A 14,963-nucleotide genomic window follows, 5' to 3' on the forward strand; every position below is an offset into this window, starting at 1 on the left:
GGCCATGCCCGGAGGTGGCGCGTGCGTCATTACGCTTATGCCCGAGACGGATGGCTGGATAGCGGTTTCGATCGCCGATACGGGCGAGGGCATGTCGGAGGAAACGCGGCAGCGTGTCTTCGAACCGTTCTTCACGACCAAGCCGGTCGGCATCGGCACGGGTCTCGGCCTCAGCGTTGTCCACGGGCTCGTTGAGAAGAACGGCGGCCGGATGTCAATCGAGAGTGCTCCCGGCAAGGGAACGTCCGTGACGCTCTGGCTTCGGCATGCCTTGCCGGCCGAGGGGGCCGCGGAGACGATGGGGGAAGACGACATCCGTGTCCTGCTGATCGATGACGACGACCTGCTCAGGGGCATCCTGGTGTCGTCGCTCGAAGACTATGGCTACCAGGTCAAGGCCGCGCATGACGGGCGCTCGGCGCTCAGGTACGCCGATGAGACGCGCGATCCACCTCACGTTATCGTCTGCGACCACCATATGCCGGACATGGACGGCACGACGGTCATGCGCCACCTGCGTGATCGCTTTCCCGGCGTGCCGGCCATACTCATTTCCACGAACGCACCAGCCGATGCCGACGGCGCACCGTCCCATGCGCGCAACTACCGCCTTCCAAAGCCGTTTTCACCGGACCGGCTGGCGACACACATCTATGACATCGTCGGTCAGAAGAAGTAGCTACGACGTAGAAGTCGCACTACCTCAGCGGGTGCGCATACGCATCGACGCTTCACTCACCCCAGCGCCAGTCCTGCTCCAGCGCCTCGGCGCAGAACGCGACGAACGCACGCACCTTCGGCGCGAGGTGTTGTGCGTTGGCGTATACAGCATGTAGCGGCGCCGCCGGGATCGTATGGCTGGGCAGCAAGCGCACCAGGCGCCCCGTGCCGAGGTCGTCGCCCACGTCCCAGATGGACTTCTGGACGATGCCGCCGCCGGCTAGCGCCAGCGCATGCGCCGCCTCACCGTCGTTGGTGACATAGGCCGGATTCACGCGAACGGTCGTTTCGCCATCGGCGTGCTGGAACTGCCATTCACGCGTCGGGTGTTCGCCGAAGATGATGCAGTCGTGTGCCGCCAGGTCTGCCGGCTCCTGCGGCATGCCGCGTCGTGCCAGGTAGGCCGGCGCCGCGCAAAGGATCCGGTAGTTCGGCGCAAGGCGCCTGGCGACGTGCGAGGAGTCGGCCAGCGCGCCGAAGCGAATGGCGACGTCGATGCCGTCTTCCACGATGTCCACCAGCGCCTCGCTCAGGGTGAGCTGCACGCACACCTCGGGATGCAATGCGCGGAAGGCCACGGCGAGCGGCGCAATGCGCCGCCGGCCGAAGCCGCGCGGCGCGGCGACGCGCAGCACGCCGGTGACGGCATCGCGCGTGCGGGAGACTGCCGCCTCGGCCTCTTCAACCTCGGCCAGGATGCGCACGCACCGGGCGTGGAACGCTTCGTCCTCCTGAGTCAGCGATTGCCGGCGGGTCGTGCGCTGCAAGAGGCGCACCCCCAGCCGCTCTTCGAGCGCAGCCAGCCGTTTGCTGACGACCGCCAGCGAAAGATCCAGGTCCCTGGCGGCGCCCGACAGGCTCCCCGTGGCCACGATGCGCGCAAAGATGGTCAGCTCAAGGAGGTTATCAAGCATTGTCGCTCGTCCGGAAAAAGTGATTCTGGGCCCGGAGGGTTCTCCGCCTGGGACCCCGGCAGCATAGTGCCTGCACACCGTCCTTCCTTGCAGAGACCCTCCATGAACACCTTCACTGACCAGAACGTTCTCGTCGTCGGCGGCAGCTCAGGCATTGGCCTCGCGACCCCCCAGGCCTTCGCCCATGCCGGGGCCAGGGTGACCATCGCGTCGCGCTCGGCGACCAAGCTCCAGGAGGCGGCCAACCACATCGGGCACGATGTGCGTACCGTTGCGCTCGATACGGCCGACAACGAGGCTGTCGAGGCGCTGCTATCGGGCCAGGAATGGGACCACGTGGTGGTCTCCGCCGCCCAGACGCCCGGCGGCCCGGTCCGCAAACTGGGCCTCGAGGACGCCTACTCGGCGATGGAGAGCAAGTTCTGGGGCGCCTACCGCGTGGCGCGTGCCGCCCGGATCCGCGACGGAGGGTCGCTGACACTCGTCACCGGCTTCCTTTCCGTGCGCCCCAGCGCCACCTCGGTCCTGCAAGGCGCGATCAACGCCGCCCTTGAGAGCCTCGTACGCGGGCTAGCACTCGAGATGTCGCCGGTGCGGGTCAACGCGGTATCCCCGGGCGTCGTTCGCACGCCGCTGTGGGGTGGCATGGATGACGCCACGCGAGCCGCGTTCTTTGCGACGGCTGGAGGCAAGCTCCCGAGCAAGCGCGTGGGTGAACCTCAGGACATCGCCAACGCGGTGCTTTATGCGGCGGGCACCGGGTTCACCACGGGCTCGACCATCACCGTCGATGGGGGCGGCTCGATCGCCTGACGCTCAGACCGCGACAGGCGCCTTGATCGCCGGATGCGGATCGTAATCGACGATCGACACATCCTCGAAGCGGAAGTCGAAGATGTTCTTCACTTCGGGGTTCAGCACCAGCTTCGGCAACGCACGCGGTTCACGCGCCAGCTGCTTCTGCGCCTGCTCGATATGGTTCGAGTAAAGGTGCGCATCGCCCAGCGTGTGCACGAAGTCGCCCACTTCCAGCCCGGTGACCTGGGCGATCATGTGCGTGAGCAGTGCATAGCTTGCGATGTTGAACGGGATGCCGAGGAAGATATCGCCCGAGCGCTGGTACAGCTGGCAGCTGAGCTTGCCGTTCGCGACGTAGAACTGGAACATCGTGTGGCACGGCATCAGCGCCATCTTCGGCAGCTCGCCGACGTTCCATGCGGAAACGATGAGCCGGCGCGAATCCGGGTTGCGCTTGATTTCTTCCACCACCCAGGCGATCTGGTCGACCACCTTGCCGTCGGCCGTGGGCCACGCGCGCCACTGGCGGCCATAGACCGGGCCGAGATCGCCGTCCGCGTTGGCCCATTCATCCCAGATGCTGACCCCGTTCTCCTTCAGGTAGGCGATGTTGGTATCGCCCTGCAGGAACCAGATCAGCTCATGGATGATCGAGCGAAGGTGCAGCTTCTTCGTCGTGACGAGCGGAAAACCCTTCGCGAGGTCGTAGCGCATCTGCCAGCCGAACACGCTGCGCGTGCCGGTACCGGTGCGGTCGGCCTTTTCGGCGCCGTGGTCGAGGACGTGGCGGAGCAGTTCGAGATAGGGCTGCATGGGTTCGACGATATCAGGTGGCGGTAGCGGTAGGCGCTGCGACCGGCGCGTAGGGGGCGCGGCGCGACATCAGCAGCCATAGGATGCCCAGCGCGATCAGCGGCAGCGACAGGATCTGGCCCATGGTCACCCAGCCGAAGGCCAGGTAGCCAAGCTGCGCGTCCGGCACGCGCACGAACTCGATGGTGAAGCGGAACAGGCCGTACATCAGCGCAAACAGGCCGGATACGGCGTAACGCGGGCGCGGCTTCATGGAGAAGACCCACAGCACCACGAACATCACCACGCCCTCGAGTGCGAACTCATACAGCGGGTTCGGGTGGCGCGGCAGCGCATCCGGCGCATGCGGGAAGATCATGCCGATCGGCAGGTCGGTGGGCTTGCCCCACAGTTCACCGTTGATGAAATTGCCGAGGCGGCCGAGGCCCAGGCCCAGCGGCACCAGCGGCGCCACGAAATCCATGGTGTCGAAGAACTTGACGCCGTTGCGCCGCGACCACCACATGCCGGCCACCAGCACCCCAAGCAGGCCGCCATGGAACGACATGCCGCCATCCCATACGCGGAAGATGGCCAGCGGGTCGGTCCAGATCCAGTTGATCGCCGTGTAGAACAGCATGTAGCCCACGCGGCCGCCCACGACCACGCCCATCATGGCGTAGAACATGAGGTCGCTGAAGCGGTCGGAGTTCACCGGCAGGCGACCCTGGCGGCGGCGGTACTCGCCAAGCGCCCAGCCGCCGAGGAATCCACCCAGGTACATCAGGCCGTACCAGTGCACCTGCACCGGGCCGAGGGCGACGGCGACGGGATCGAATTTGACGACGAACGGATCGGCCATGGAAGGGCACGCTAGAGGGGCGATCCCCAAGTGTACCGCCCCGGCATGCGGCATGCCGCCTTGTGAAGACGGGGCCGTTGGGCTATAGAGCGAGCCGGAACGCCGTCCGGGGGGACGGCGGGTATGGATGCTTCACCAGGGGAGACACCGAGATGACCCACCGCCTTGCCCGGCCGCTGCTGGCCGCGCTGTGCCTTGCCGCATGCGCCCACGGCGCCATGGCAGCCGACCTGATCCCGGCCGCCGACTTTGCCCGGCACCCGCCGATCACCGACCCGCACCTGTCGCCCGATGGCCTGCACGTGTCGGTTTCGTACCACGATCCCGATGGCAAGACCCACGGCGTCGCCATCTTCGACATCAACGACATGAGCAAGCCGATCTCGCTCATCCGGATGCCCCCGTACGAGTTGCCCGCCGACGTCCTATGGACCAGCAACACCCGGCTCGTGGTCGCCCGTGGCAAAGTCGATGGCTCGATCGGCAACACGTCGCGCACCGGCGAGATCATGGCGATCGATATCGATGGCAAGAACGCGGATTACCTCTACGGATACGAAAACGTTGGTAAGCGCGCCGGCACGCGCGCGCTCGACCGCGGCGTCGGTGAGATCGAGGGGCGCCCGCAGCAGGCCAATGGCCACTTCTACATGCGCACCACCTCGTGGACCGATATCAACCGCAGCACCCTGTACGACGTGGATGCCAAAACCAGCTCGCGCCGGCAGATGACCGACATCGGCATCGGCCGGATGGGCTTCACGCTGGACCCGCAGGGCGTGCCACTGTTCACGTATGGCGTGGACCTGGAGCACCACTGGGTCCTGTTCCGGCGCGATGCCAATGGCAACTGGGCCAAGATGCCCGTCGGCCGCGAACATTCCCGGATCACGCCCCTCGCGCAAGTCGCCGGCGGCACGCGGATCTACGCCCAGTACAGCCCGGATGGCGTCGGTGGCGCGCTGGTCGAGCAGGACCCGGATGGCGGCAACCCGCGCGTGATCCGCACGGATCCGTTCAGCGAAGTGACGTCGAACGGCCTGTGGACCGCGGCGCCGTTCCGCCCGTTCGCCACCCGCTCGGAGATCGGCCTGCCCACGGTGAGCTACGTGGACGCGCAGGATCCCACCGCCAAGCTGCACATGGCGATCTCGCAGAAGTTCCCCGGCTACGCCGTCAACTTCGTCTCGTACAGCGAAGACGGGACGGAGCTGATGTTCAGCATCTGGAGTGACCGTGATCCGGGCCGCGTCATGCTGATCAACACGAAGACGTACAAGGTCAGCTCGCTGTTCACGGTCGCACCGTGGCTCGACCCGGCGAAGCTTTCGGAACGGCGCCCCATGCGTTTCAAGGCGCGCGATGGCCAGGAGATCGAAGCGATCCTCACCTTCCCCAAGGGCAAGCCCGAGACCAACCTGCCCATGGTGCTGCTGCCGCACGGCGGCCCGTTCGACGAGAAGGACACGTGGGGCTTCGACGCGGATGCGCAGTTCCTGGCGAACCGGGGCTACCTGGTGCTGCAGGTAAACTTCCGCGGCTCGGCGGGCCGCGGCCAGGGCTTTGTCCAGGCCGGTTACGAGAAGTGGGGCACGCTGCTCCAGGATGACCTGATCGATAGCGTGAAATGGGCGACTGGCGAGCACTACGCCGATGCCTCGCGCGTGTGCGTGTTCGGCGCCAGCTTCGGCGGCTATTCGGCGCTTATGGCGCCGATCAGGGCGCCCGGCATGTTCAAGTGCGCGGTGGGCTATGCCGGTTTGTACGACCTGCCCATGATGTACGACAAGGGGGATATCTCCGAGTCGAAGGAAGCCACCAGCGAGCTGCGGCTGACGCTGGGCACCGACCCGGCCATGCTCAAGGCCAACTCCCCCGCCCGCATGGCCGACCAGCTGAACCTGCCGATCATGCTGGTCCACGGCGAGGACGACGAGCGTGCGCCGTTCGCCCAGTTCAAGACCATGAAGGCGGCCCTGGATGCCGCGCACAAGCCGTACGAGACGCTGACCAAGCCGGGCGAGAAGCACGGGTTCGTCAAACCGGAGAATGTGGAGGAGCTCTACAACAAGCTCGCCGCCTTCCTGGACCGTAACATCGGCGATGGCGCAGCGGCGAAAGCGGCGGCCCCCTGACCGGCCCGGGGGCAACCGCCGTGACCCCTGGCGGTTGCCCCTTGCGCCCGCAAGCGTTATGTTCGCGTGATCGCTGGGCCCGGGTGGTGCCTGGCGAGGATCGGGAGGTTGTCGGGGTATGGTCGTCAGTTGCTGGCAGAAGCGCCACGTCGCGGCGCGGCGGGCGGTGCTTGCCGTGGCGCTGCTCGGCTGCCTCGCGCCCGCTACCCTGCCCGCGCAGGAGGCCCCTGCGGGCCAGGAGGCGGGTTCGCCGGCTGAAATGCTCGCCCCGGTCAATGTCACGGTCACCGTCGCGCGCATCCGCGGGATCGACGTCGAGACCGCCCAACCCGTCTTCACCATGGACCGCGCGGCCATCCGGGCCACCGGCCTCACCAGCCTGGGTGACATCGTGGCGCGCATGCCTTCGGCCGCGACGCCCGAGGTCACCCCGCAGGACACGCTCTCCTCCAGCAACGATGCCGGTGGCCGTTACGCCAACCTGCGCAACCTGGGCGCCGTGCGCACCCTGGTGCTGGTCAACGGCCGCCGCTGGACCACCAGCCTGGGGGGTCTGACCGACCTCTCGACCATCCCGGTTTCCATCGTCGAGCGCATCGAGGTGCTGAAGGACGGTGCCTCGTCCATCTACGGCTCCGACGCCATCGGTGGCGTGGTCAACATCATCACCACCGACCGCTTCGAAGGCGCCCTGGCCGATGTCCAGTACGGCGTGAACGGCAAGGGCGACGGCGCGCAGAAAAACGGCAACTTCACCTGGGGACGCAGCACCGAGCGCTCGTCGCTGATCCTCGGCGCCAGCTACGAAGATGGCGACACGATCGATGACAGCAAGCGCACCCTGACCAGTACGGCCTATGGTCCGCGCCATCCGCTCGATGGCTACAACATGGGGCCCTACGGTGGGATCACCGATCCGCGCGCGGCAGGTACTGCCGGCGCCGGCGCTTACGCGGCCGATGGCAGCTGGGTGCCCAACCAGTACGTGATCAACCATGGCGCCACCGCTAGCGGCGACCTGGCGAATTACCACCCGTACGACGTGAACAGCACCGCGGACAAGTACAACACCCAGCGCGACATGACGTTCCGCTCGGGCAGCAAGCTGCGCAACCTGTTTGCCACGGGCCGCTACAACCTCACCGACGACATCACGCTGCGCGGCATGGCGAACTACGGCGTGCGCGACACGCGCACGCAGGCCTCCGGTTATCCCCTGCAGAGCCCCACCGGTCGCGCGGAAGGACTGTTCATCGACCCTGCCAACGCCTACAACCCGTTCCCCGGTTACGACACCTCGTTCTTCCGCCGCACGGCGGAACTGCCGCGCATGATCTGGGCGAAGTCGAAGGTGTTCCATGCCGACGCCGGCGTCGAAGGCACCTTCACCCTGGGCGAGCACAACTGGAACTGGGACGTTACGTACGCCTACTCCGAAGACCGGGCGAGCCGGACCACCAGCGGCAATATCAACCTGGTGAATGCGCGCAAGGCACTGGGCGCGACCACGACGATCGATGGCCAGGTCGCCTGCGCCGATGCCGCCGATCGCGCGGCGGGCTGCGTGCCATGGAACATCCTGGCTGGCCCTGGCGCCACGCCGGATGCGGTGTGGCGCTACGTGGCATCCACGACCACGGCCCACGAGACCACGCGAACCAACGACTTCATCGCCAACCTGACGGGCGGCCTCATCGACCTGCCCGCAGGCACGCTACGGGTCGCCGGCGGCCTCGAGCATCGCCAGGAAGATGGGCGCTACGTGCCCGACCCGGCGGATTCCGCCGGCCTGACGACGCAGCTCGCCAGCGATCCGACAAACGGCGGTTACATCGTGAACGAGGCCTACCTTGAGTTCGACGTTCCGCTACTCGCCGACCTGCCCATGGCGCAGGAACTGGCGGTCAACGCATCGTCGCGCTACTCGCACTACACCGCGTTCGGTGGCCGCACGAACAACAAGTACAGCTTCCGCTGGAAGCCGTTCGATGACCTGCTGCTGCGTGGCACCTATGCGCAGGGCTTCCGCGCGCCGACGGTGTCCGACCTGTACGCTGGCTCGACCGAGAGCTTTGAAAGTTTCCTCGACCCGTGCGACAGCGCGTTTGGCGCCTCCGCGACCGATGCCGCGGTGCGCTCGCGGTGCGCCGCCGCAGGTGTCCCGGCCAATTACCGCCAGGTCGACCAGTCAGGCGCCCAGGTGACGTCGAATACCGGTGGGCAGAACCCCACGGCATTCCGCGCCGGCGCCAACCCGCGCCTTAAGCCGGAATCCTCGATCACGCGCACCGCCGGCCTCGTCTACAGCCCCGTTTACCTCGACGGGCTCGACATGACGCTGGATTACTACAAGGTCGACATCCACGACGTGATCACGCCGATCCTCGCGGGTGACATCCTCAATTTCTGCTACGTACGCAACGACCCGACGTACTGCGGCCGGTTCACCCGCGCGCCTAACGGCACGATCACCGCGCTCGACGAAACCCTCGTCAACCTGGGCTCGCTCCGTACGGAAGGCTACGATCTCGGCCTGCATTATCGTTTCCCGCAGACGCGCTACGGCGAGTTCACCCTGCTCTCCGATAGCACCTATCTGAAGGACTACACCCAGCGCAGCAGCGCAAGTGCCGAGCCGCGCCAGCTGGCTGGCTACATGAATGGCGTGCAGGGCCTGTACCGCGTGCGCTCCAACCTTTCGCTCGACTGGACCTGGCGCCGCTTCGGCGCCACATGGACCACCCGCTATTACTCCGGGTTGAAGGATTCCTGCTGGTCATCAACGGTGGAATGCAACCAGCCGGATACGTTGAACGTGATCAGCGGCGTCAGCGGCGTGAGCCGCAAGGGTGGCGTCGCATTCAACGACTTCCAGTTCCGCTGGATGGCGCCGTGGAACGGCAGCGTGCGCGTGGGTATCAACAACGTGTTCGGGCGCAAGGGGCCGTTGTACTACAACGTCTCGAGCGCGGGTGGCGGCAGTCCGCCGTATAACCCGGCGTTCGATATCGATCGTTACTTCTATATCGGGTACCAGCAGCGGTTCTGAGAACCACTCGCATTCCCGGCGCGAGCGTAACTGCTTGCGTACGCAGCATTATCACGTGATAAACCCCGTAAATGCTTGCAGTCATATGACGACGGCGTTATGTTCGTGTTACGTCGCCATTCGCCCAGGGGTTGGCGCGACGTCGGTGTCCCCACGCCGTTTACCTCACACACCCACAATCGAGTGCCGTCCCCGCGGCGCTACTACAAGCTGTTCAGTGCCTTGCTGAAATACGCAGGGCCAGGGAGTTTTTGACCTCATGACAAGCACCACCCTGCTCACGCGTTCGCGCGTGCTGAAGCGCACTGCGCTCGTTTCCGCGCTGGGCGCCTGCCTTCTGGCTGGCACCGCGTACGCCCAGAGCACCGTTGGCGACATCTACGGCACCGCCTCGGCTTCGCAGACCATCCAGATCCAGAACCTCGGCTCGGGCGCATCGCGCTCCGTCACCGCTGACCAGGATGGTCACTACCGCGCCTCGTCGCTGCCGATCGGCAGCTACCGCGTCAACGTCATTGAGAACGGCGCGACCGTTTCGACCCGTGACATCAACGTCGTCGCCGGCCAGTCGGCGCAGCTGAACTTCGCCTCCGCCACCGGCGGCAGCAGCAGCGCGCAGGCCCTGGATACCGTCACGGTCTCGGCCAACGCCCTCACCGCGATCGACGTCGCCTCGGTGGAATCGCGCACCAGCTTCACCGCCGACAAGCTCGACAAGCTCCCGGTCCCGCGCAACGTCGTCGACGTCGCCGCGCTGACCCCGGGCACCGTCAAGGGCGATTCGGCCTTCGGCAACCTGCCGTCGTTCGGCGGCGCCTCGGTCGCTGAAAACAGCTACTACGTCAACGGTTTCAACGTCACCAACCTGTACAACAACCTGTCGTTCTCGGAAGTGCCGTTCCAGGCCATCCAGCAGCTCGACGTGCAGACCGGTGGCTACGGCGCGCAGTACGGTTTCTCGACCGGCGGCGTGACCTCGGTGATCACCAAGCGTGGCACCAACGAATGGAAGGGTGGCGCATCCTGGGTGTACACCCCGGCATGGGGCCGCGAGCAGCAGCCGACCACCTACACGAAGGACGGCAACCTTTACCGCACGTACCAGAAGAACAGCGACAACGACAACGTCTACTCGGCCTGGCTGGGCGGCGCGCTGATCAAGGACAAGCTGTTCTTCTACGGCATCTTCCAGTCGCACAAGGAATCGACGACGACCTACTCGTCGACCGTTTCCACGACCCCGGCGTCGCGCAACGACTACGATGATCCGTTCTATCTCATCAAGATGGACTGGAACATCAACGATTCGAACATCCTCGAGTGGACGGGGATGAACAACACGCAGCACACGACCAACCAGTACTACAACTCGGAGATCGATGCCGACGGCAAGCCGTCGACCACCGACTACCTGGGTCGCAAGCACCTCAAGACCGGCGGCGCGGTCAACATCTTCAAGTACACCAGCTACATCACTGACGACCTGACCGTGTCGGCGCAGTGGGGCAAGATGAAGTCCAAGAACTCTTCGGACTACGTCTCGGCCGACGGCACCACCACGAAGTACGATGGCAACATCAACGGCGCCAACTCGGGCTGCCCGTACGTCATCGACCGTCGCAGCAGCACCCTGAGCGGCGCCACCGCACCGGTCAACTCGTGCTACCTCGACAGCACCATCGACCGCTTCAACGGCGAAGACCAGCGCACGGCCTACCGTGTCGACCTCGACTGGAAGGTGGGCGACCACGACCTGTCGGGCGGTTTCTCGCGTGAGAAGTGGAGCTCGGACGCTGGCCAGGAATACGCGGGTGGCGCGCTGTGGTACTACCGCACCGACAAGACCGGCCAGGACTACGTCACGGCCTACAACTACCGCACCGGCGGTTCGGTCGCGATCGACCAGAAGTCCTGGTTCCTGCAGGATAACTGGCAGGTCACCGACACGGTGCTCGCCTACATCGGTGTCCGCAACGACTCGTTCAACAACAAGAACGGCGCTGCCCAGAACTTCGTCCGCCAGGGCAACATCTGGCAGCCGCGCCTGGGCTTCTCGTGGGACGTGTTCGGCGATTCGTCGACCAAGGTCTTCGGTACCGCCGGCCGCTACTCGCTGCCGATCGCCGCGAACGTCGCCCTGCGCGCCGCCACGGCCTCGTACTACACGATGCAGAACTTCGCTTACTCGGCCATCGATCCGGTGACCGGTACGCCGACCCTGGGCGCTCCGCTGAGCGGCCAGAGCATCGTCAACGGCGAGAACGGTTCGACCCCGGATCCGCGTTCGGTCGCCACGAAGGACCTGAAGCCGTACTCGCAGGATGAGTTCATCCTGGGTATCCAGCACCGCATCACCAGCGACAACGACTTCCTGAACGACTGGGTGGTCGGCGCCAAGGCGACGTACCGCAAGCTCAACAACGCCATCGACGATACCTGCGACTGGCGTCCGTTCTACGCTTACGGCAAGTCGATCGGCCTGGACATGGACAAGAACGGCGACCAGTTCACGCCGCCGGCGACCATGCCGGGTTGCTTCATCTACAACCCGGGCAGCAAGGTGTCGGTTGACGTCGATCTCGACGGCAGCGGCCAGCTGCGCAACGTGACCCTGCCGGGCGTGGCGTTCGGCGAGAAGGCCAAGCGCACGTACGAAGCCGTCACCCTGTCGGCCGAGAAGGCCACCGACAACTGGTACGTCAATGCGTCGTACACCTGGTCGAAGAACCGTGGCAACACGGAAGGCCTGGTGAAGTCGGATAACGGCCAGAAGGATACGGGCACGACCAGCGCGTTCGATTACCCGGAACTGATGACCGGTGCGACCGGCTACCTGCCGAACGACCGTCGCCACAGCATCAAGGTGTACGGCGGCTACCGCATCACCCCGGAATGGCAGGTTGGCGTGAACGGCCTGCTCGAGTCGGGCCGTCCGTCCAGCTGCTTCGGCGGCGGCGACGAGACTGTCGGCGGTATCCCGGGCTACAACTCGGAGTTCTTCTACTGCGACGGCCAGATCAAGTCGCGCGGCACGGCCAAGCGCCTGCCGTGGCAGTGGTCGATCAGCCCGAACGTGGTCTACACCCCGGCTTACGCCAAGGGCCTGACCGTGCAGCTCGACGTGCTCAACCTCTTCAACAACGACACCAAGACCGCCGTTGATGAAGTGGGCGAGAACGGCGCGGACGCGACGTACTACGGCTCGACCTACCGCGTGCCGACCTACTACCAGACGCCGCGCTCGCTGCGCCTGCTGGTGCAGTACGACTTCAGCCTGTAAGAAGCCGTACCGCTGCAACTGTGTGAGAAAAAGGGCTGCCTTCGGGCAGCCCTTTTTTGTGCCATTTTTTTGACGCGCGTACGCTATGATTCGCCCCGCCACGTTTTGGGGAACAAGAAAGGAATGGTCTTGAAAACAGTGATTGCAGCGGCCATCGCATGGGCCGCCCTCGGTGCCACGGGTAGCGCGCTTGCCCAGGCCTCCGCGCCCGATACCGCCAGCATCGTCAAAGAGGTCATGGATGATACTTATGGCCAGACCTACGATGCGAAGAACGCCTGCTGGGCGTTCACCTGGAAGGATGACCAGGGCGAGTCGGCTGACTACTGCATGCGGGCCAGCGCGCCCCAGGTGGTCGATGGGCCGAAGGGGAAGCTGCTCTATTTCTACAGCTACAACGCCACCGATATCCGTGGCGATACCCGCTATGGCTATAGCCAGGTCCAGCCGGGCCTGATGGGTGCGTTCAAGCTCCGCCTGGGCGGCAAGCAAGGCTGGACATACGAAGCCTCCGAAGCGGCAACCGACTATGGCACCGCCGGCGATTGCGGCTGCACCAGGGCACGGTTCGTGAAGCTGAGCAACGCCGGTGACTACGGCTGGCTTTTCGTCAGCGGGGGCACCTGGCAGGGTGTCAGCGTGGCCGATTACAGCCTCGTGGCCGCGATCAAGGGCCGGATCACCGATATCAGCAAGATCCCCCAGGTGACCGAGAAAGCCCAGGGTGTGACTTACACCGCCACGGTGAAGGACGACCCCACCGCCAAGGGCTTCTACCCTCTGCATGTGGTGAAGAAGTCGGCTGGTACGTCCGAGGAGTTTGACGTGCCGTTCGATGCGGCCAAATCGGTATACGCCTTGCCCGCTGGCCGTTGAGCCGCTGGCGCGTGAGCTAACGCAAGGAGAACGAGATGGCTGGTGAGAACCCCCTGGATACACGCTTTGATGCCGCCCGGCAGGAACTGGTCGATGCCGCCCACACGGCAGGCGTCGACCCGGGCGTGCTGGTAAAGATCGCCGGCTTCGAATCCGGCTTTAACCCGCATGCCCGCCCCATTGCCGGGCACAAGCACGCCGACCTGAACACCGTGACCCAGTTCGACGGCACCAAGGCCATGTCGAGCGCCTACGGCTACGGCCAGTTCCTCAACCAGACCTGGTCCAACATGGTCCGCGAGCACGGCGAGAAATACGGTATTGAACATGCCGCCGACCTCACCGATGCGCAGACGAATACGGCAGCCATGCGCAACAACACGCGCCTGCAGGCCGGCATGCTCGCGGAGTTCACCAAGGAAAATGCCGCGGTGGGCGCGAAATTGGGCGGTGCGGATGCGGCGGCCAACGTGTATGCCATGCATAACCTGGGCGGCGGTGATGGCCCCAAGTTCCTGAAGGCCATGGCCGAGCACCCGAATGCGCGTGTGGATAGCGTACTTTCGTCCACCGTCATCGAACGCAACTCTGCGCTCTACGGTGATGGCAGCATCTCGCTTGCCACAGCCTATAAAAACATGGGCGCTCAGATGGAGCGTTTTACGCCCTATGCGAACCAGGTGTCGGGCCACGTGCAAGGGCAGCCGACGCCGGCGCCACAGCATACACAAGCAACACCGCACCCCGCCCCGCACCACTACGCACCCAGGCACGCCGTGCCAGACGCACACGGCCGCACTATGAAGGAAGGCATGCATGGTGAAGACGTGCGCGCACTGCAGCGCCAGCTGGGCACCCTTGGCTATACCGATGCGCACGGCCATCCGCTGAAAGCCGATGCCAGCTTCGGCCCGGCGACCAAGGCGGCGCTGGAAGCGTACCAGGCAAAAAACCACCTCGAGGCCGATGGCATCGCCGGACCGGCCACACTCGGGCGCCTGAATACGCCGGGCAATAAGCCACTCATTAGCGACCCGAACCACGCGGGCCACGCGATCTACAAGCAGGCCCTTGAGGGCATGCAGAAGGTTGATGCCGCCCAAGGCCGCACCTCTGACCATGTCACTGCGAATGTCGCCGGCGCGCTTGCCGCTGCATCGCAAGCCCAGGGTCTCAGCCGCATCGACGGTGTTGCCCTCAGCACCGATGCGACGCGTTGTTGGGCCGTGCAGGGCCAGACCAACGATCCGTTCAAGCAGTTGGCCAGCGTTGACCTGAATCAGGCGGTGAACACCTCGCTAATGCAATCCACGGCCGCGTGGGAAAAGGCAAGCCAAAACCAGCAGGCCGCACAGGGGCAGCAGCAGGATCTGGCGCAGACGCAGAATCAGGCGCAGGCCCAGGCACCTTCGATGCAGAGGTAGCAGCGTTACCGCGCGCAAGCGCGCTCCCACACGCGGTTACGCCGGTCTGGGGTGGGAGCGCGCTTGCGCGCGATGGCCGTGCGTCAGAGCAACAAAGGTTGGTCCGGCAACTC

General features: G+C 65.2%; 10 protein-coding genes. 7 read left to right on the top strand and 3 right to left on the bottom strand.

The window, feature by feature from the left end:
- On the top strand, window positions 1-679 hold a 679-nt coding region (locus ACTHLF_RS01850; protein ID WP_440324332.1), incomplete at its 5' end, for a response regulator.
- A 52-nt stretch (window positions 680-731) separates the two neighbouring features.
- Here the strand turns inward: ACTHLF_RS01850 and ACTHLF_RS01855 are convergent.
- A complete protein-coding gene (locus ACTHLF_RS01855; RefSeq protein ID WP_440324334.1) occupies window positions 732-1,634 on the bottom strand; it encodes a LysR family transcriptional regulator in 903 nt (300 codons plus the stop codon).
- Window positions 1,635-1,736: 102 nt separating this feature from the next.
- Here ACTHLF_RS01855 and ACTHLF_RS01860 point away from each other — a divergent pair, with 102 nt between their 5' ends.
- Window positions 1,737-2,447: an SDR family oxidoreductase gene (locus ACTHLF_RS01860; RefSeq protein WP_440324335.1), complete on the top strand. Its 711-nt coding sequence runs from the start codon at window positions 1,737-1,739 to the stop codon at window positions 2,445-2,447.
- 3 nt (window positions 2,448-2,450) lie between these two features.
- On the opposite strand, the gene ACTHLF_RS01865 is transcribed toward ACTHLF_RS01860, so the two are convergent.
- Together ACTHLF_RS01865 and lgt are read right to left on the bottom strand one after the other, a co-directional pair.
- Entirely contained in the window at window positions 2,451-3,245 is a 795-nt protein-coding gene (locus ACTHLF_RS01865) for a thymidylate synthase (protein ID WP_440324336.1), read from the bottom strand.
- Window positions 3,246-3,258: 13 nt separating this feature from the next.
- A complete protein-coding gene (gene lgt, locus ACTHLF_RS01870; RefSeq protein WP_440324337.1) occupies window positions 3,259-4,086 on the bottom strand; it encodes a prolipoprotein diacylglyceryl transferase in 828 nt (275 codons plus the stop codon).
- A gap of 152 nt (window positions 4,087-4,238) precedes the next feature.
- Here lgt and ACTHLF_RS01875 point away from each other — a divergent pair, with 152 nt between their 5' ends.
- The 5 genes from ACTHLF_RS01875 to ACTHLF_RS01895 all read left to right on the top strand — a co-directional run bounded on the left by ACTHLF_RS01875 (window position 4,239) and on the right by ACTHLF_RS01895 (window position 14,850).
- Window positions 4,239-6,221 carry an alpha/beta hydrolase family protein gene (locus ACTHLF_RS01875; RefSeq protein WP_440324338.1) on the top strand — a complete coding sequence of 661 codons (1,983 nt, stop codon included), beginning with the start codon at window positions 4,239-4,241 and terminating at the stop codon, window positions 6,219-6,221.
- 118 nt (window positions 6,222-6,339) lie between these two features.
- Entirely contained in the window at window positions 6,340-9,270 is a 2,931-nt protein-coding gene (locus ACTHLF_RS01880; RefSeq protein ID WP_440324340.1) for a TonB-dependent receptor domain-containing protein, read from the top strand.
- A 259-nt stretch (window positions 9,271-9,529) separates the two neighbouring features.
- Window positions 9,530-12,550: a TonB-dependent receptor gene (locus ACTHLF_RS01885; RefSeq protein ID WP_440324342.1), complete on the top strand. Its 3,021-nt coding sequence runs from the start codon at window positions 9,530-9,532 to the stop codon at window positions 12,548-12,550.
- A 129-nt stretch (window positions 12,551-12,679) separates the two neighbouring features.
- On the top strand, window positions 12,680-13,426 hold the full coding sequence (locus tag ACTHLF_RS01890; RefSeq protein WP_440324344.1) for a hypothetical protein: 747 nt from the start codon (window positions 12,680-12,682) through the stop codon (window positions 13,424-13,426).
- A gap of 35 nt (window positions 13,427-13,461) precedes the next feature.
- Window positions 13,462-14,850 (top strand): XVIPCD domain-containing protein, encoded by a 1,389-nt coding sequence (locus ACTHLF_RS01895; protein ID WP_440324346.1) that lies wholly within the window; start codon window positions 13,462-13,464, stop codon window positions 14,848-14,850.
- The last annotated feature ends 113 nt before the right edge of the window (window positions 14,851-14,963 follow it).

It is taken from the genome of Luteibacter sp., from assembly GCF_051958795.1.
Lineage (GTDB): Bacteria > Pseudomonadota > Gammaproteobacteria > Xanthomonadales > Rhodanobacteraceae > Luteibacter.

What these genes read in the sequence shown, in the direction of transcription:
- ACTHLF_RS01855 (WP_440324334.1), bottom strand. Translation starts at nt 1,634, where the DNA reads ATGCTTGATAACCTCCTTGAGCTGACCATCTTTGCGCGCATCGTGGCC.
- ACTHLF_RS01860 (WP_440324335.1), top strand. Translation starts at nt 1,737, where the DNA reads ATGAACACCTTCACTGACCAGAACGTTCTCGTCGTCGGCGGCAGCTCA.
- ACTHLF_RS01865 (WP_440324336.1), bottom strand. Translation starts at nt 3,245, where the DNA reads ATGCAGCCCTATCTCGAACTGCTCCGCCACGTCCTCGACCACGGCGCC.
- lgt (WP_440324337.1), bottom strand. Translation starts at nt 4,086, where the DNA reads ATGGCCGATCCGTTCGTCGTCAAATTCGATCCCGTCGCCGTCGCCCTC.
- ACTHLF_RS01875 (WP_440324338.1), top strand. Translation starts at nt 4,239, where the DNA reads ATGACCCACCGCCTTGCCCGGCCGCTGCTGGCCGCGCTGTGCCTTGCC.
- ACTHLF_RS01880 (WP_440324340.1), top strand. Translation starts at nt 6,340, where the DNA reads ATGGTCGTCAGTTGCTGGCAGAAGCGCCACGTCGCGGCGCGGCGGGCG.
- ACTHLF_RS01885 (WP_440324342.1), top strand. Translation starts at nt 9,530, where the DNA reads ATGACAAGCACCACCCTGCTCACGCGTTCGCGCGTGCTGAAGCGCACT.
- ACTHLF_RS01895 (WP_440324346.1), top strand. Translation starts at nt 13,462, where the DNA reads ATGGCTGGTGAGAACCCCCTGGATACACGCTTTGATGCCGCCCGGCAG.